This window comes from Escherichia sp. WS1450, assembly GCF_046487395.1.
Classification (GTDB): Bacteria; Pseudomonadota; Gammaproteobacteria; order Enterobacterales; family Enterobacteriaceae; genus Escherichia; species Escherichia coli.
Map to the genome: position 1 here is coordinate 285,893 of NZ_JBJQJO010000005.1, position 16,628 is coordinate 302,520.

16 protein-coding genes and 1 rRNA gene are annotated in these 16,628 nt (G+C 51.2%); 9 read left to right on the forward strand and 8 right to left on the reverse strand.

What is annotated here, in order from left to right:
- Nucleotides 1-32 precede the first annotated feature (32 nt).
- Complete coding sequence (gene rpoE / locus ACJHYR_RS08710) at nucleotides 33-608, reverse strand: RNA polymerase sigma factor RpoE (RefSeq protein ID WP_001295364.1); 576 nt, start codon at nucleotides 606-608, stop codon at nucleotides 33-35.
- Complete coding sequence (rseD, locus tag ACJHYR_RS08715; protein ID WP_001303621.1) at nucleotides 605-760, reverse strand: rpoE leader peptide RseD; 156 nt, start codon at nucleotides 758-760, stop codon at nucleotides 605-607. The genes rpoE and rseD overlap by 4 nt, the downstream gene beginning before the upstream one ends.
- Before the next feature lie 255 nt (nucleotides 761-1,015).
- Between rseD and nadB the strand changes: the two genes are divergently transcribed.
- Entirely contained in the window at nucleotides 1,016-2,638 is a 1,623-nt protein-coding gene (gene nadB / locus ACJHYR_RS08720) for an L-aspartate oxidase (protein WP_059328126.1), read from the forward strand.
- Here nadB and trmN read toward each other — a convergent pair.
- Nucleotides 2,623-3,360, reverse strand: coding sequence for a tRNA(1)(Val) (adenine(37)-N(6))-methyltransferase TrmN (gene trmN, locus ACJHYR_RS08725; RefSeq protein ID WP_001295363.1), 738 nt, complete (start codon nucleotides 3,358-3,360; stop codon nucleotides 2,623-2,625). The two genes, nadB and trmN, sit on opposite strands and share 16 nt — an antisense overlap.
- A 131-nt stretch (nucleotides 3,361-3,491) precedes the next feature.
- On the opposite strand from trmN, the gene srmB reads away from it, so the two are divergent.
- Complete coding sequence (gene srmB / locus ACJHYR_RS08730; RefSeq protein ID WP_000219192.1) at nucleotides 3,492-4,826, forward strand: ATP-dependent RNA helicase SrmB; 1,335 nt, start codon at nucleotides 3,492-3,494, stop codon at nucleotides 4,824-4,826.
- Nucleotides 4,827-4,858: 32 nt separating this feature from the next.
- Here srmB and ACJHYR_RS08735 read toward each other — a convergent pair whose 3' ends face one another.
- Nucleotides 4,859-5,740 (reverse strand): LysR family transcriptional regulator, encoded by an 882-nt coding sequence (locus ACJHYR_RS08735; RefSeq protein ID WP_001544851.1) that lies wholly within the window; start codon nucleotides 5,738-5,740, stop codon nucleotides 4,859-4,861.
- 102 nt (nucleotides 5,741-5,842) lie between these two features.
- On the opposite strand from ACJHYR_RS08735, the gene eamB reads away from it, so the two are divergent.
- A complete protein-coding gene (gene eamB, locus ACJHYR_RS08740) occupies nucleotides 5,843-6,430 on the forward strand; it encodes a cysteine/O-acetylserine transporter (protein WP_000189207.1) in 588 nt (195 codons plus the stop codon).
- A 55-nt stretch (nucleotides 6,431-6,485) separates the two neighbouring features.
- On the opposite strand, the gene grcA is transcribed toward eamB, so the two are convergent.
- Nucleotides 6,486-6,869: an autonomous glycyl radical cofactor GrcA gene (gene grcA / locus ACJHYR_RS08745; protein WP_000627804.1), complete on the reverse strand. Its 384-nt coding sequence runs from the start codon at nucleotides 6,867-6,869 to the stop codon at nucleotides 6,486-6,488.
- Between the two features lie 303 nt (nucleotides 6,870-7,172).
- Here grcA and ung point away from each other — a divergent pair, with 303 nt between their 5' ends.
- Complete coding sequence (gene ung / locus ACJHYR_RS08750) at nucleotides 7,173-7,862, forward strand: uracil-DNA glycosylase (RefSeq protein WP_001262724.1); 690 nt, start codon at nucleotides 7,173-7,175, stop codon at nucleotides 7,860-7,862.
- A gap of 47 nt (nucleotides 7,863-7,909) precedes the next feature.
- Here the strand turns inward: ung and ACJHYR_RS08755 are convergent, their stop codons facing one another.
- Entirely contained in the window at nucleotides 7,910-8,947 is a 1,038-nt protein-coding gene (locus ACJHYR_RS08755; RefSeq protein ID WP_000997418.1) for a tRNA/rRNA methyltransferase, read from the reverse strand.
- A gap of 206 nt (nucleotides 8,948-9,153) precedes the next feature.
- Between ACJHYR_RS08755 and trxC the strand changes: the two genes are divergently transcribed.
- The 5 genes from trxC to ACJHYR_RS08780 all read left to right on the forward strand — a co-directional run bounded on the left by trxC (nucleotide 9,154) and on the right by ACJHYR_RS08780 (nucleotide 14,870).
- Nucleotides 9,154-9,573: a thioredoxin TrxC gene (gene trxC, locus ACJHYR_RS08760; protein ID WP_001098717.1), complete on the forward strand. Its 420-nt coding sequence runs from the start codon at nucleotides 9,154-9,156 to the stop codon at nucleotides 9,571-9,573.
- 68 nt (nucleotides 9,574-9,641) lie between these two features.
- Nucleotides 9,642-10,340: a tRNA-uridine aminocarboxypropyltransferase gene (tapT, locus tag ACJHYR_RS08765; protein ID WP_001308860.1), complete on the forward strand. Its 699-nt coding sequence runs from the start codon at nucleotides 9,642-9,644 to the stop codon at nucleotides 10,338-10,340.
- A 31-nt stretch (nucleotides 10,341-10,371) separates the two neighbouring features.
- Nucleotides 10,372-13,032, forward strand: a complete 2,661-nt coding sequence (gene patZ / locus ACJHYR_RS08770; protein WP_059328127.1) for a peptidyl-lysine N-acetyltransferase PatZ — start codon at nucleotides 10,372-10,374, stop codon at nucleotides 13,030-13,032.
- Nucleotides 13,033-13,145: 113 nt separating this feature from the next.
- A complete protein-coding gene (pssA, locus tag ACJHYR_RS08775) occupies nucleotides 13,146-14,501 on the forward strand; it encodes a CDP-diacylglycerol--serine O-phosphatidyltransferase (RefSeq protein WP_000949265.1) in 1,356 nt (451 codons plus the stop codon).
- A 45-nt stretch (nucleotides 14,502-14,546) separates the two neighbouring features.
- Nucleotides 14,547-14,870, forward strand: a complete 324-nt coding sequence (locus tag ACJHYR_RS08780) for a YfiM family lipoprotein (protein ID WP_001221086.1) — start codon at nucleotides 14,547-14,549, stop codon at nucleotides 14,868-14,870.
- On the opposite strand, the gene kgtP is transcribed toward ACJHYR_RS08780, so the two are convergent.
- Nucleotides 14,867-16,165, reverse strand: a complete 1,299-nt coding sequence (gene kgtP / locus ACJHYR_RS08785) for an alpha-ketoglutarate permease (protein ID WP_059328128.1) — start codon at nucleotides 16,163-16,165, stop codon at nucleotides 14,867-14,869. The genes ACJHYR_RS08780 and kgtP overlap by 4 nt on opposite strands.
- Before the next feature lie 366 nt (nucleotides 16,166-16,531).
- Nucleotides 16,532-16,628, reverse strand: a 5S ribosomal RNA gene (gene rrf, locus ACJHYR_RS08790); the annotation flags it as partial.

Genomic DNA, 16,628 nt, shown 5'->3' on the forward strand with positions numbered 1-16,628 from the left:
GCCTAATACCCTTATCCAGTATCCCGCTATCGTCAACGCCTGATAAGCGGTTGAACTTTGTTATCAATAGCTTCCCTCGCTCGGAAGATACGTGAACGCACCGTACCTACCGGACAATCCATGATAGCGGCTATCTCTTCATAGCTCAGGCCATCCAGCTCCCGCAAGGTTATTGCCATGCGTAAATCTTCCGGGAGGGACTCAATAGTTCGGAAAACTATCTGTCTCAGTTCTTCTGACAACATTAAGTTCTCAGGGTTCGAAATTTCTTTCAACGCGCCGCCACTTTCGAAGTTTTCAGCTTCAATGGCATCCACATCACTGGAAGGTGGACGACGCCCCTGAGCAACCAGGTAATTTTTCGCTGTATTTACAGCAATCCGATACAGCCATGTATAAAAAGCGCTATCTCCCCGGAACGAATCCAGCGCACGATAGGCTTTAATAAAAGCTTCTTGTACCACATCGGGAACATCACCCGACGGCACATAGCGGGAAACCAGACTCGCCACTTTATGCTGATAGCGCACTACCAGTAAGTTAAAGGCTTTCTGATCTCCCTTCTGGACCCGTTCAACCAGGACCTGGTCCGTTAACTGCTCGCTCATCCGAGGTAAAGTCTCCCCAAACCAAATTTCCACGCGCTATCGAAACGCCACTCCATTAGCTGCAATTTGAGCAAGCAAAGGGTTAGAGTGTCTCGTTTTTGTAAAGTTCCGTAACGCATCTGTTTTTGTTTGTCATGCTGTAGACGGATCATTATCTATCATTATAAGTCTACAGAATCTGAACATCGCATTATCTGTGTAGAAATGCCCATTTAACTGCCTGAAGAGTAACCCAACGGCCTTTTTATTTCACCACCTAATCCTCCACCAGCCAGTAACTTCTCTTTTTCTCGCCGCCCTGCGTCAGCGTGTTTAGCAACTTTAACAAATATTAAAATAGCAGGTGTTTAATCGCACAACATGATGCTATGCTGACCAAACCGTGTTTAGTAAATTAAACAAAGAAAATGAATACTCTCCCTGATCATTCATGTGACGTGTTGATTATCGGTAGCGGCGCAGCCGGACTTTCACTGGCGCTGCGCCTGGCTGATCAGCATCAGGTCATCGTTCTAAGTAAAGGCCCGGTAACGGAAGGTTCAACATTTTATGCCCAGGGCGGTATTGCCGCCGTGTTTGATGAAACTGACAGCATTGACTCGCATGTGGAAGACACATTGATTGCCGGGGGTGGTATTTGCGATCGCCATGCAGTTGAATTTGTCGCCAGCAATGCACGATCCTGTGTGCAATGGCTAATCGACCAGGGGGTGTTGTTTGATACCCACATTCAACCGAATGGTGCAGAAAGCTACCATCTGACCCGTGAAGGTGGACATAGTCACCGTCGAATTCTTCATGCCGCCGACGCCACCGGTAGAGAAGTAGAAACCACGCTGGTGAGCAAGGCGCTGAACCATCCGAATATTCGCGTGCTGGAGCGCAGCAACGCGGTTGATCTAATTGTCTCTGACAAAATTGGCCTGCCGGGCACGCGACGAGTTGTAGGCGCGTGGGTATGGAACCGAAATAAAGAAACGGTTGAAACCTGCCACGCAAAAGCGGTGGTGCTGGCAACCGGCGGTGCGTCGAAGGTTTATCAGTACACCACCAATCCGGATATTTCTTCTGGCGATGGCATTGCTATGGCGTGGCGCGCAGGCTGCCGGGTTGCCAATCTCGAATTTAATCAGTTCCACCCTACCGCGCTGTATCACCCACAGGCACGCAATTTCCTGTTAACAGAAGCACTGCGCGGCGAAGGCGCTTATCTCAAGCGCCCGGACGGTACGCGTTTTATGCCCGATTTTGATGAGCGCGGCGAACTGGCCCCGCGCGATATTGTCGCCCGCGCCATTGACCATGAAATGAAACGCCTCGGCGCGGATTGTATGTATCTCGACATCAGCCATAAGCCTGCCGATTTTATTCGCCAGCATTTCCCGATGATCTATGAAAAACTGCTCGGGCTGGGGATTGATCTCACAAAAGAACCGGTGCCGATTGTGCCTGCTGCACATTATACCTGCGGTGGTGTAATGGTTGATGATCATGGGCGTACGGACGTCGAGGGTTTGTATGCCATTGGCGAAGTGAGTTATACCGGCTTACACGGCGCTAACCGCATGGCCTCTAACTCCTTGCTGGAGTGTCTGGTCTATGGCTGGTCGGCGGCAGAAGATATTACCAGATGTATGCCTTATGCCCACGGCGTCAGTACGTTACCGCCGTGGGATGAAAGCCGCGTTGAGAACCCTGACGAACGGGTGGTGATTCAACATAACTGGCACGAGCTACGTCTGTTTATGTGGGATTACGTTGGCATTGTGCGCACAACGAAGCGCCTGGAACGCGCCCTGCAGCGGATAACCATGCTCCAACAAGAAATAGACGAATATTACGCCCATTTCCGCGTCTCAAATAATTTGCTGGAGCTGCGTAATCTGGTACAGGTTGCCGAGTTGATTGTTTGCTGTGCAATGATGCGCAAGGAGAGTCGGGGGTTGCATTTCACGCTGGATTATCCGGAACTGCTCACCCATTCCGGTCCGTCGATCCTTTCCCCCGGCAATCATTACATAAACAGATAAAAAGCCTGGGTCAGCGCCGTATACGCTTCGGAATAGTTCTGGTCTGGCCCACGAATGACTAAGCGATCGCTAAAGCATTCTCCCGCCTGCGGGGAGAATGCCAGCAGCACCCGATGCGGCAGTCGCGCTTCGTTTTCCGCCACATCCGTCCGCAAACGTAAATGCCAGCCCATACTTAATGCCAGTTCAGTAAAACCATTACCAATCTGCTCTGGCAGCACCACGCAGAAAAATCCCTCTTCGGTAATGCACTCCGCCGCACAGGTCAGCAACGATGGGTGATCAAGCGTAGTGGTATAGCGAGCCTGTTCCCGTTGAGGTGTCGAGCACTCTACTCCCTGCTGATAGTAAGGTGGGTTACTGATGATTAAATCGAAGCGTACTGTCTGCTGTGTGATCCACTGCTGAATATCCGCCGTATGGACGTTAATCCGCTCTGCCCACGGGGACTGGTTGATATTTTCCTGCGCCTGCGCGGCAGCTTCACTTTCCAGTTCAACTGCATCAATCATTACGCTGTCATCGGTTCGCTGCGCCAGCATTAATGCCAGCAACCCGCTACCCGCGCCGATATCAAGGCAACGTTTTACCCCAGCCACCGGTGCCCATGCGCCCAGCAAAATGCCATCCGTTCCCACTTTCATCGCACAACGATCGTGAGCAACAAAAAACTGTTTAAAAGTAAATCCATTACGACGAAGCACGGATGTAGACTGTGACATGAAAATAAAACCTTGCAGGAAAAACGGCGATAGCACCGGGTGAGAACAATACCCGAGAAGCGATATCCATACAAACAGATGAAGATTGCAGCCGTAACGTCTATAATCAGCGCCCCACACAGAGGTAGAACATGACTGTAACGACTTTTTCCGAACTTGAACTCGACGAAAGCCTGCTGGAAGCCCTCCAGGATAAAGGTTTCACTCGCCCGACCGCCATTCAGGCTGCCGCCATTCCGCCTGCGCTCGATGGCCGTGATGTACTCGGTTCTGCGCCGACAGGCACCGGTAAAACGGCGGCGTATCTGCTGCCAGCGTTGCAGCACCTGCTCGATTTCCCACGTAAGAAATCCGGTCCGCCGCGTATTTTGATCCTCACCCCAACTCGCGAGCTGGCGATGCAGGTGGCCGATCATGCCCGCGAACTGGCGAAACATACGCATCTGGATATTGCCACCATCACCGGCGGCGTAGCCTATATGAACCACGCGGAAGTGTTCAGCGAAAATCAGGACATCGTGGTCGCCACGACCGGACGTCTGCTGCAATACATAAAAGAAGAGAACTTCGATTGCCGCGCGGTTGAAACGCTGATCCTCGACGAAGCAGACCGTATGCTGGATATGGGCTTCGCTCAGGATATCGAACATATTGCTGGCGAAACGCGCTGGCGTAAACAGACCCTGCTCTTTTCGGCAACTCTGGAAGGCGATGCGATTCAGGACTTTGCCGAGCGTCTGCTGGAAGATCCGGTGGAGGTTTCTGCCAATCCGTCCACCCGTGAGCGCAAAAAAATTCATCAGTGGTATTACCGCGCCGATGACCTGGAACATAAAACCGCATTGCTGGTGCATCTGTTAAAACAGCCGGAAGCGACCCGCTCAATTGTGTTTGTGCGTAAGCGTGAGCGTGTGCATGAGCTGGCAAACTGGCTGCGCGAAGCGGGCATCAACAACTGCTATCTCGAAGGTGAGATGGTACAAGGCAAGCGTAACGAAGCGATCAAGCGTTTGACCGAAGGTCGCGTAAACGTACTGGTTGCAACCGATGTTGCCGCGCGCGGTATCGACATTCCTGACGTCAGCCACGTCTTTAACTTCGATATGCCGCGCAGTGGCGATACTTATTTGCACCGTATCGGACGTACCGCGCGCGCCGGTCGTAAAGGCACCGCAATTTCGCTGGTAGAAGCCCATGACCATCTGCTGCTGGGCAAAGTTGGTCGCTATATTGAAGAGCCAATTAAAGCTCGCGTTATTGATGAGTTACGCCCGAAAACGCGTGCGCCAAGCGAAAAGCAGACCGGCAAGCCATCGAAGAAAGTACTGGCTAAACGTGCCGAGAAGAAAAAAGCTAAAGAGAAAGAGAAGCCGCGGGTGAAAAAACGCCATCGCGACACCAAAAATATTGGTAAGCGCCGTAAACCAAGCGGAACGGGCGTGCCACCGCAAACGGCAGAAGAGTAATTTCAATGCCGGGTTTAAGCCCGGCATTATTTTTATCCCGGCAAAAAACACTCTTCAACACACTGAATAAAAGTGTGCATCGCCGGGCTAACCGCTTTTCCAGCATGGTGTGCGCACATGGCCGTAATGGTCTGCGACTGTTCGCCAAAAGGCAATTCAATTAATTCTCCGCTCTCAAGCTCTTTTTCCACCGCAAAGCGGGGCAAGTAACTGACCCCGATATTCGCCGCGACACAACGCTTGATGCTTTCGATACTTATAAGCTCAATGGTGTTTTCCACCGTGATCCGCCGCTGTCGCAGCGTGCTCTCAAATATCTGCCGGAAGACACATTGCGGTTCGTTGATAATAAAGCTACAGGCGTTATGTCTTCCCGGCTCAGTAAAATCGACATCTGCAATTTGTGGTGAAGCCACCAGCACCAGCGATTGTTCACCCAACTCCCGTCGGTTCAAAGCATCATCATTTCCTACGCGATAAAAGACGCCAACATCGGCCTCATCATTCAGTAGTGCATCACGGATCACGTAACAGTTCAGCGACTGCAACGATAAACGCACTTTTGGTGCGCGTTGCCGAAAACGCTGCAACACCTCCGGCATTCGGTAAGAGAGCAACGTTTCGCCCGAAACAACGCGTAGTTCCCCGTCCGGATCCGACTCTTTTTTGGCAGCCTCACGAAGCGTATCCATCACTCGGGTAAGTTCATAGATGTGCGGCAGCAGCTTTTTTCCTTCGCGAGTGAGGCACATCCGTCGACCAATTTTCTCAAACAACTGTACCGAGAACTCCTGTTCAAGCTGCTGAATATGAAAAGTCACCGTCGATTGTGTACAGCACAATTTTTGCGAAGCTCGCAAAAAGGAACCCTCTTCCACCACGGTTTTAAGCGTAATAAAACGGCGCAGATCCATAACTCCAAACCTATCAAAAATATCGAATTCAGAATGTAAAAACATTCATTTTTTTAAATGTTCCGTGTCGGGTACTGTCTACCAAAACAGAGGAGATAACAAGTGACACCGACCCTTTTAAGTGCTTTTTGGACTTACACCCTGATTACCGCCATGACGCCAGGACCGAACAATATTCTCGCCCTTAGCTCAGCCACATCGCACGGATTTCGTCAGAGTACCCGCGTGCTGGCAGGGATGAGTCTGGGATTTTTAATCGTCATGTTGCTGTGTGCGGGAATTTCGTTTTCACTGGCTGTTATCGACCCGGCAGCAGTGCATCTGTTGAGTTGGGCAGGAGCGGCATACATTGTCTGGCTGGCGTGGAAAATCGCTACCAGTCCAACAAAGGAAGACGGACTTCAGGCAAAACCAATCAGCTTTTGGGCCAGCTTTGCTTTGCAGTTTGTGAACGTCAAAATCATTTTGTATGGCGTTACGGCACTGTCGACGTTTGTCCTGCCGCAAACGCAGGCGCTAAGCTGGGTAGTTGGCGTCAGCGTTTTGCTGGCGATGATTGGGACGTTTGGCAATGTGTGCTGGGCGCTGGCGGGGCATCTGTTTCAGCGATTGTTTCGCCAGTATGGTCGCCAGTTAAATATCGTGCTTGCCCTGTTGCTGGTCTATTGCGCGGTACGCATTTTCTATTAACGAAAAAAAGCGGAAGAAGTCGCCCTCTTCCGCTTAGTAACTTGCTACTTAAGCCTTACAGGCTTTCAGTAAAGGTACGAGCGATAACGTCGCGCTGCTGTTCCGGAGTCAGAGAGTTAAAGCGAACTGCATAACCGGATACACGGATGGTCAGCTGCGGATATTTTTCCGGATGCTTAACTGCATCTTCCAGAGTTTCACGACGCAGAACGTTAACGTTCAGGTGTTGACCACCTTCAACGCGAACTTCTGGTTTCACTTCTACTGGAACTTCACGGTACTCAATGTCACCCAGTTTGCTTACTGCAACCACTTCGTCTTCTGCAAAACCTGCTTTCGCAACGATGCAACGCGCTTCGCCTTTTTCGCTGTCCAGCAGCCAGAAAGAGTTCAGCAGATCGTCATTAGCGGCTTTAGTAATCTGGATACCTGTAATCATGTGATGCCTCCCCGGCAAAATTATTGATTTGTTCAGCCTGTCGCGGCCAATTGGTAAAACCATTGTTGCTTGAGTGTATATATACTCCTCAATCACCCTTGATTCTTTGATTTAAATCAATAAAAAACACATATCGAGTGTGGTCACAAATGGGTTTTATTGTTTTACATCAACTTATGCAGGTGTGAAATTTTACCAATTTACATTTTTTTGCATGTCTTTTTGTCTATAAAATGAGCATGATTTTGTTCTGTAGAAAGAAGCAGTTAAGCTAGGCGGATTGAAGATTCGCAGGAGAGCGAGATGGCTAACGAATTAACCTGGCATGATGTGCTGGCAGAAGAGAAGCAGCAACCCTATTTTCTTAATACCCTTCAGACCGTCGCCAGCGAGCGGCAGTCCGGCGTCACTATCTATCCACCACAAAAAGATGTCTTTAACGCCTTCCGCTTTACAGAGTTGGGTGACGTTAAAGTGGTGATCCTCGGTCAGGATCCTTATCACGGACCGGGACAGGCGCATGGTCTGGCATTTTCCGTTCGCCCCGGCATTGCGACACCGCCGTCACTGCTGAATATGTATAAAGAGCTCGAAAATACTATTCCCGGCTTCACCCGCCCTAATCATGGTTATCTTGAAAGCTGGGCGCGTCAGGGCGTTCTGCTGCTCAATACCGTCTTGACGGTTCGCGCAGGTCAGGCGCATTCCCACGCCAGCCTCGGCTGGGAGACGTTTACAGATAAAGTCATCAGCCTGATTAACCAGCACCGCGAAGGTGTGGTGTTTTTGTTGTGGGGATCACATGCGCAAAAGAAAGGGGCGATTATAGATAAGCAACGCCATCATGTACTGAAAGCACCACATCCGTCGCCGCTTTCTGCGCATCGTGGATTCTTTGGCTGTAACCATTTTGTGCAGGCAAATCAGTGGCTGGAACAACGTGGCGAGACGCCGATTGACTGGATGCCAGTATTACCGGCAGAGAGTGAGTAAATTTGCGGGAAAACGCCGGATGGCAGAGTTACCACCCGGCTGATTTATCAGGCTTTATTCTGACGCCACCATTCACCAAGTAAAACGCCGGTTGCGACAGAGATATTTAGCCCGGCAACGTTGCCAGTACCATCAATCTTCACGCGCAAATCGTTCGGATCGCGTGCGGCATCCGGTAACCCTTCATATTCCTGACCCAACACCAGCACCATTTTCGCTGGTAGACTGGTTTTGAACAGCGGTTTACCCTGCTCGCTGGAAGTGGTCACCACGGTGTAACCCGCCTGTCGGAAATCATCCAGCACGTTAACAATGTTGTCGCCAGTAATCGGCTGAACGTGCTCTGCGCCGCCTTCTGCGGTACGGATAGCCGCACCCGATTCCAGCAGTGCCGCATCCTGCACCACAACGCCTTTCACGCCGAAGTGCGCACAGCTGCGCATCATGCCCCCCAGGTTATGCGGGTTAGATTCGTTTTCCAGGGCCAGTACACAATCCTGCGCGCCTGCCTGGCTTACCCACTGCTGCACGGTTGTACCGTTACGCTTTTTGATCAGGAAGCAAACGCCGCCGTGATGTTCCGTGCCTGACGCTTTTGTCAGTTCCGCTTCATCCACCACATGGTACGCTTTGCGGTTTGCCGCCATCCAGCGCAAGGCTTCTTTAAAACGCGGCGTTACACTCTGGATAAACCAGGCGCGAACAATCGCTTCCGGACGGCTCTGGAACAGTGCCTGACATGCATTTTCGCCGTAGACGCGGGTTTCTTCCGCACGCTGACGACGCAAAACTTCCGGATCAATAAAACTTTTACCACTTATGCCACCGTGATCGGCCTTTTCCGGCGTCTCATCACCCGGCGCGCGGGAAACTGTACGCCAGGGCGACTCTTCCCACTTGCGGTCACGGGGCTGACTTTGTTTGTCATCGCGGGCGGGGCGACGGCCACCGTCAGCACGAGATTTTCCTGGACGCCCGCCCCCTTTCCCGGTACGCGGGTTGTGGGTACGTTTATCAGAATCATCATCACTGCGGACATACATCACTTTGACCTTGCCGCTTTTACCTTTCATTTCATCGTTCATGCTTTTCTCCACCAGCGCTGCGCGAAGCGCGCAGATTACCCGAAGTGCGCGCGGTTCGCCATGATTTCGTACCAAAGCCTGCGACTATCATACCTATTGAATAAAACAGATTGTTGTCTGGAACAATGTCCCCGATAATATGTAACATATTAGAAACATACCGGCGTCGTTGCCGATAAGTCTCCTTACTCATCCCGAGGTTAGTTATGAATACCGTTTGTACCCATTGTCAGGCCATCAATCGCATTCCCGACGATCGGATCGAAGATGCGGCAAAATGCGGACGCTGCGGTCACGACTTGTTTGACGGAGAGGTTATTAATGCGACCGGTGAAACGTTCGACAAATTGCTGAAAGATGATCTACCTGTGGTGATCGACTTCTGGGCACCGTGGTGCGGTCCCTGCCGTAATTTCGCACCAATTTTTGAAGATGTCGCGCAAGAGCGTAGCGGTAAAGTGCGCTTTGTGAAAGTGAATACCGAAGCTGAACGTGAATTAAGCAGCCGCTTTGGAATTCGTAGCATACCGACGATCATGATTTTCAAAAACGGTCAGGTTGTCGACATGCTTAATGGCGCAGTACCGAAAGCGCCGTTCGACAGCTGGCTGAACGAATCTCTTTAATCTTACCGGGGCGCATCTTGTGCCCCGTTTTCTCCTCTGCGACAATGGCGTTTTTTCGACGCTCTCTTATGACCGAAAACGCTGTTCTCCAGTTACGCGCCGAGCGTATTGCGCGCGCAACACGTCCTTTTCTTGCCCGCGGTAATCGCGTTCGTCGCTGCCAACGCTGCCTTTTACCAGAGAAATTATGTCTCTGTTCGACAATTACCCCAGCACAAGCAAAAAGTCGCTTCTGTTTGCTGATGTTCGACACCGAGCCAATGAAGCCCAGTAATACCGGGCGTCTGATTGCTGATATTTTGCCTGATACCGTTGCGTTTCAATGGTCGCGTACCGAACCCTCGCTAGATTTGCTGGATCTGGTACAAAACCCGGACTATCAGCCAATGGTGGTCTTTCCCGCCTCGTATGCTGATGAGCAACGGGAAGTGATCTTCACACCACCTGCCGGTAAGCCTCCGCTATTTATCATGCTCGATGGTACCTGGCCTGAAGCTCGCAAGATGTTTCGTAAAAGTCCGTATCTGGATAATCTTCCCGTCATTTCCGTCGATCTTTCCCGGCTTTCTGCCTATCGCCTGCGTGAAGCCCAGGCTGAAGGCCAATATTGTACTGCCGAGGTAGCCATCGCACTGTTAGATATGGCCGGCGATACCGGGGCGGCGGCAGGGTTAGGCGAGCATTTTACCCGCTTTAAAACACGCTATCTGGCAGGAAAAACGCAACATCTGGGTAGCATCACAGCAGAACAGTTAGAAAGCGTTTAAAATCATTCGGTCACTTCTGCGGGAGACCGGTATGAGTCAGCGAGGACTGGAAGCACTATTGCGACCAAAATCGATTGCGGTAATTGGCGCATCGATGAAACCCAATCGCGCAGGTTACCTGATGATGCGTAACCTGCTGGCGGGAGGCTTTAACGGACCGGTACTCCCGGTGACGCCAGCCTGGAAAGCGGTGTTGGGTGTGTTGGCCTGGCCGGATATTGCCAGCTTGCCCTTTACACCCGACCTTGCGGTTTTATGTACCAATGCCAGCCGTAATCTTGCTCTTCTGGAAGAGCTCGGCGAGAAAGGCTGTAAAACCTGCATTATTCTTTCCGCCCCGGCATCGCAACACGAAGATCTCCGCGCCTGCGCCCTGCGCCATAACATGCGCCTGCTAGGACCAAACAGTCTGGGCTTACTGGCTCCCTGGCAAGGTCTGAATGCCAGCTTTTCGCCTGTGCCGATTAAACGCGGCAAGCTGGCGTTTATTTCGCAATCGGCTGCTGTCTCCAACACCATCCTCGACTGGGCGCAACAGCGTGAGATGGGCTTTTCCTACTTTATTGCGCTCGGCGACAGCCTGGATATCGACGTTGATGAATTGCTCGACTATCTGGCGCGCGACAGTAAAACCAGCGCCATCCTGCTCTATCTCGAACAGTTAAGCGACGCGAGACGCTTTGTTTCGGCAGCCCGTAGTGCCTCTCGCAATAAACCGATTCTGGTGATTAAAAGCGGACGTAGCCCGGCGGCTCAACGTCTGTTGAACACCACGGCAGGAATGGATCCGGCGTGGGATGCAGCTATTCAGCGTGCCGGTTTGTTGCGGGTACAGGACACCCACGAACTGTTTTCGGCGGTGGAAACCCTTAGCCATATGCGCCCGCTGCGTGGCGACCGATTGATGATTATCAGCAACGGTGCTGCGCCTGCCGCGCTGGCGCTGGATGCCTTATGGTCACGTAATGGCAAGCTGGCAACGCTAAGCGAAGAAACCTGCCAGAAACTGCGCGATGCACTGCCAGGGCATGTGGCAATCTCTAACCCGCTCGATCTGCGCGATGACGCCAGCAGCGAGCATTATGTCAAAACGCTGGACATTCTGCTCCACAGCCAGGATTTTGATGCGCTGATGGTTATTCATTCGCCCAGCGCCGCTGCTCCCGCAACAGAAAGCGCGCAAGTATTAATTGAAGCGGTAAAGCATCATCCCCGCAGCAAATATGTCTCTTTGCTGACGAACTGGTGCGGCGAGCACTCCTCGCAAGAGGCACGACGTTTATTCAGCGAAGCCGGGCTGCCGACTTACCGTACTCCGGAAGGAACCATCACTGCTTTTATGCATATGGTCGAGTACCGGCGTAATCAGAAGCAACTACGCGAAACGCCGGCGTTGCCCAGCAATCTGACTTCCAATACCGCAGAAGCGCATCTTCTGTTGCAACAGGCGATTGCCGAAGGGGCTACGTCGCTCGATACCCATGAAGTTCAGCCCATCCTGCAAGCGTATGGTATGAATACTCTCCCTACCTGGATTGCCAGTGATAGCACCGAAGCGGTACATATTGCCGAACAGATTGGCTATCCGGTGGCACTGAAATTGCGCTCGCCGGATATTCCACATAAATCGGAAGTTCAGGGCGTCATGCTCTACCTACGTACAGCCAATGAAGTCCAGCAAGCGGCAAACGCTATTTTCGATCGCGTAAAAATGGCCTGGCCGCAGGCGCGGGTCCACGGCCTGTTGGTGCAAAGTATGGCTAACCGTGCTGGCGCTCAGGAGTTGCGGGTTGTGGTTGAGCACGATCCGGTTTTCGGGCCGTTAATCATGCTGGGTGAAGGCGGTGTGGAGTGGCGTCCTGAAGATCAAGCCGTCGTCGCACTGCCGCCGCTGAACATGAACCTGGCCCGCTATCTGGTTATTCAGGGGATCAAAAGTAAAAAGATTCGTGCGCGCAGTGCGCTACGCCCATTGGATGTTGCAGGCTTGAGCCAGCTTCTGGTGCAGGTTTCCAACTTGATTGTCGATTGCCCGGAAATTCAGCGTCTGGATATTCATCCTTTGCTGGCTTCTGGCAGTGAATTTACCGCGCTGGATGTCACGCTGGATATCGCGCCGTTTGAAGGTGATAACGAGAGCCGGCTGGCTGTGCGTCCTTATCCGCATCAGCTGGAAGAATGGGTAGAATTGAAAAACGGTGAACGCTGCTTGTTCCGCCCGATTTTGCCAGAAGATGAGCCACAGCTTCAGCAATTCATTTCGCGAGTCACCAAAGAAGATCTTTATTACCGCTACTTTAGCGAGATCAACGAATTTACCCATGAAGATTTAGCCAACATGACGCAGATCGACTACGATCGGGAAATGGCATTTGTAGCGGTACGACGAATTGATCAAACGGAAGAGATCCTCGGCGTCACGCGTGCGATCTCCGACCCTGATAACATCGATGCCGAATTTGCCGTGCTGGTTCGCTCGGATCTCAAAGGGTTAGGCTTAGGTCGACGCTTAATGGAAAAGTTGATTACCTATACGCAAGATCACGGACTACAACGTCTGAATGGTATTACGATGCCAAACAATCGTGGCATGGTGGCGCTGGCCCGCAAGCTCGGGTTTAACGTTGATATCCAGCTCGAAGAGGGGATCGTTGGGCTTACGCTAAATCTTGCCCAGCGCGAGGAATCATGAGTAAGGTACTGGAAATGTTGACCACTTAATCGGGACTGGTGTTATTATTGCCCGCTTATGTCGTCTGCATTGCACAGAGGACCCTTCAATGAACAGAGAAGAAATGCACTGTGATGTTGTCAAAATTTAAGCGTAATAAACATCAACAACACCTTGCCCAACTACCCAAGATTTCTCAATCAGTTGATGATGTCGATTTCTTTTACGCTCCCGCCGACTTCCGGGAGACGCTGCTGGAAAAAATAGCCAGCGCGAAGCAGCGCATTTGCATTGTCGCCCTGTATCTCGAACAGGATGACGGTGGCAAAGGCATTCTGAACGCGTTGTATGAAGCTAAAAGGCAGCGTCCGGAACTGGATGTGCGGGTGCTGGTCGACTGGCATCGTGCACAACGTGGACGCATTGGCGCTGCGGCATCTAACACTAACGCTGACTGGTACTGCCGCATGGCGCAGGAAAATCCGGGCGTAGATGTTCCGGTTTATGGCGTGCCAATCAATACCCGTGAAGCCCTTGGTGTTCTGCACTTTAAAGGCTTTATCATCGACGATAGCGTACTTTATAGCGGTGCCAGCCTGAACGATGTTTACCTGCATCAGCACGATAAATATCGCTACGACCGTTATCATCTGATCCGTAACCGTAAGATGTCAGACATTATGTTTGAATGGGTTACACAGAATATTATGAATGGCCGCGGCGTTAATCGTCTGGATGATGTTAATCGGCCAAAAAGCCCGGAAATCAAGAACGATATTCGTCTGTTCCGCCAGGAGCTGCGTGATGCCGCTTATCATTTCCAGGGCGATGCCGACAACGATCAGCTTTCCGTAACGCCGCTAGTGGGGCTGGGGAAATCGAGTCTGTTGAACAAGACCATTTTCCATCTTATGCCTTGTGCCGAGCAGAAACTAACCATCTGCACACCTTACTTCAACCTGCCAGCAATCCTTGTGCGCAATATTATCCAGTTGCTGCGCGAAGGGAAAAAGGTCGAAATTATTGTTGGTGATAAAACCGCGAATGACTTCTACATTCCGGAAGATGAACCTTTCAAGATAATTGGCGCATTGCCTTATCTCTATGAGATCAATCTGCGTCGTTTCCTGAGCCGTTTGCAGTATTACGTCAACACTGACCAGTTAGTGGTTCGGTTATGGAAAGATGACGACAACACCTATCATCTGAAAGGGATGTGGGTTGATGATAAGTGGATGTTGATCACTGGTAATAACCTGAACCCGCGCGCCTGGCGTCTGGATCTGGAAAACGCTATTTTGATCCACGATCCGCAACTGGAGCTTGCGCCACAGCGAGAGAAAGAACTGGAGCTGATCCGCGAGCATACCACCATCGTTAAGCACTATCGCGATCTGCAAAGTATTGCCGATTATCCGGTGAAGGTTCGTAAACTCATCCGTCGTTTGCGCCGTATCCGCATCGACCGATTAATTAGCCGCATCCTGTAATCACAACCCCGTCCTGTACGGGGTTTGTTTTTTGGAGGCCACGTTTTGCGTATTCTTTTTGTCTGTTCGCTATTGTTACTTTCTGGATGCAGCCATATGGCTAACGATAGCTGGAGCGGGCAGGATAAAGCTCAACACTTTATCGCCTCGGCGATGCTTTCCGCCGCCGGAAATGAATATGCACAGCATCAGGGGATGAGTCGCGATCGCAGTGCCACTTTCGGGCTGATGTTCTCTGTTGGGCTGGGCGCGTCAAAAGAACTTTGGGATAGCCGCCCCGAGGGGAGCGGCTGGAGCTGGAAAGATTTTACCTGGGATGTCGCCGGTGCAACTACTGGCTATACCGTCTGGCAGTTGGCGCATAATTAAAGGCGCATCCCCTTCCCTTTGCGATGTAGCATCAAAGAAACCAGAAACGCCACCACGGCCATCAAGGTCACATACCAGAAGAAGGCTGTTTCCATTCCTATTGATTTCAGCGACAACGCTACATACTCTGCTGAGCCACCAAATATAGCATTGGCGACCGCATATGACAGACCAACGCCTAATGCGCGAACCTGTGCCGGGAACATCTCAGCCTTCAGTATTCCACTGATTGAAGTATAAAAACTCACGATCAGCAGGGCGCACATCACCAGACCAAAAGCGGCATAAGGCGAGGAAACGTCCTGCAATGCTGAGAGAATAGGAACGGTAAAAATGGCTGCCAGAGAACCGAAACATAACATTGAGGTACGACGACCAATCTTATCCGACAGCGCGCCAATAAGTGGTTGAATAAGCATGAATACAAACAATGCGGCAGTCATAATGCCACTCGCCACGTTGGCATGCATTCCCGCAGTATTTACCAGATACTTCTGCATATAAGTGGTGAAGGTATAAAAACAAAGGGAGCCCGCAGCGGTAAAACCGAGAACCATGATGAATGCACGGCGATTGCGCCATAATCCTTTCAGAGATCCAGCTTCTTTTAAAGCGCGTGTTTCTTGTTGTGAAGTTTCATCTAACTGACGACGTAACCACAACGCCACAACAGCTAACACAGCTCCTAACGCGAAAGGAATACGCCATCCCCACTCTCTAAGTGCAGCGTCTTCCATGGTGTGTTGTAAAACCACGACAACCAGTAGAGCTAGCAGTTGCCCGCCGATCAACGTCACATACTGAAATGATGCGTAAAAACCTTTGCGCCCTTCAACGGCAACTTCACTCATATAGGTGGCGCTGGTGCCATATTCTCCGCCAACGGATAATCCCTGGAATAAACGAGCAAGAAGCAATAATGCCGGAGCCCAGGTACCGATTGTTTCGTAGCCTGGCAAACAGGCGATAACCAGTGAGCCGAAACACATCATACACACCGATAATAGCATCGATTTTTTGCGACCATGTTTATCGGCTATGCGGCCAAATAGCCAACCGCCTATTGGGCGCATCAGAAATCCCGCAGCAAAAACACCTGCTGTTTGCAGTAGTTGAGTCGTCGTGTTCCCGGAAGGGAAGAAGATGTGGGCGAAGTAGAGTGAACAGAACGAATAGACATAGAAATCGAACCACTCGACCAGATTACCTGAAGAGGCCCCCACAATTGCCCAAATGCGGCGACGAGTATCACTACTTGTCAGTTTGCTGTCTGCCGTTACAGTACTTTCAGCCATGCCATTATGTCTCCTGCCGTAATCCGATGCTTTTGTCGGTCGCTGTTGTTTATTTTTTTTGGTAAAGAAAATGTTATACATTTGTTGCGTATCACTATGCAACCTTAACTATGAATTTAGTTAGCAGGAAAATGGTTATTAAGGAGCTTAAGGATAGATTTCTGGTAAGGAGGATGTATGGAAGTGGGCAATTTGGGGAAACCGTATCCGTTGCTGAATCTGGCGTATGTGGGGGGATAATGCGGATATCTACACTCGCCGCAACTCTTCGTAGGCCGGGTAAGACGCGCCAGCGTCGCATCCGGCATTTATTCCGCACCAGCGCAAAAAGGCCATCCGTCAGGATGGCCTTCTGCTTAATTTGATGCCTGGCAGTTCCCTACTCTCGCATGGGGAGACCCCACACTACCATCGGCGCTACGGCGTTTCACTTCTGAGTTCGGCATGGGGTCAGGTGGGACCA

Bases quoted from the DNA above. Each gene is read 5' to 3' on its own strand.
- rpoE (WP_001295364.1), bottom strand. From the start codon at position 608: ATGAGCGAGCAGTTAACGGACCAGGTCCTGGTTGAACGGGTCCAGAAG.
- rseD (WP_001303621.1), bottom strand. From the start codon at position 760: ATGATCCGTCTACAGCATGACAAACAAAAACAGATGCGTTACGGAACT.
- nadB (WP_059328126.1), top strand. From the start codon at position 1,016: ATGAATACTCTCCCTGATCATTCATGTGACGTGTTGATTATCGGTAGC.
- trmN (WP_001295363.1), bottom strand. From the start codon at position 3,360: ATGTCACAGTCTACATCCGTGCTTCGTCGTAATGGATTTACTTTTAAA.
- srmB (WP_000219192.1), top strand. From the start codon at position 3,492: ATGACTGTAACGACTTTTTCCGAACTTGAACTCGACGAAAGCCTGCTG.
- ACJHYR_RS08735 (WP_001544851.1), bottom strand. From the start codon at position 5,740: ATGGATCTGCGCCGTTTTATTACGCTTAAAACCGTGGTGGAAGAGGGT.
- grcA (WP_000627804.1), bottom strand. From the start codon at position 6,869: ATGATTACAGGTATCCAGATTACTAAAGCCGCTAATGACGATCTGCTG.
- ung (WP_001262724.1), top strand. From the start codon at position 7,173: ATGGCTAACGAATTAACCTGGCATGATGTGCTGGCAGAAGAGAAGCAG.
- ACJHYR_RS08755 (WP_000997418.1), bottom strand. From the start codon at position 8,947: ATGAACGATGAAATGAAAGGTAAAAGCGGCAAGGTCAAAGTGATGTAT.
- trxC (WP_001098717.1), top strand. From the start codon at position 9,154: ATGAATACCGTTTGTACCCATTGTCAGGCCATCAATCGCATTCCCGAC.
- tapT (WP_001308860.1), top strand. From the start codon at position 9,642: ATGACCGAAAACGCTGTTCTCCAGTTACGCGCCGAGCGTATTGCGCGC.
- patZ (WP_059328127.1), top strand. From the start codon at position 10,372: ATGAGTCAGCGAGGACTGGAAGCACTATTGCGACCAAAATCGATTGCG.
- pssA (WP_000949265.1), top strand. From the start codon at position 13,146: ATGTTGTCAAAATTTAAGCGTAATAAACATCAACAACACCTTGCCCAA.
- kgtP (WP_059328128.1), bottom strand. From the start codon at position 16,165: ATGGCTGAAAGTACTGTAACGGCAGACAGCAAACTGACAAGTAGTGAT.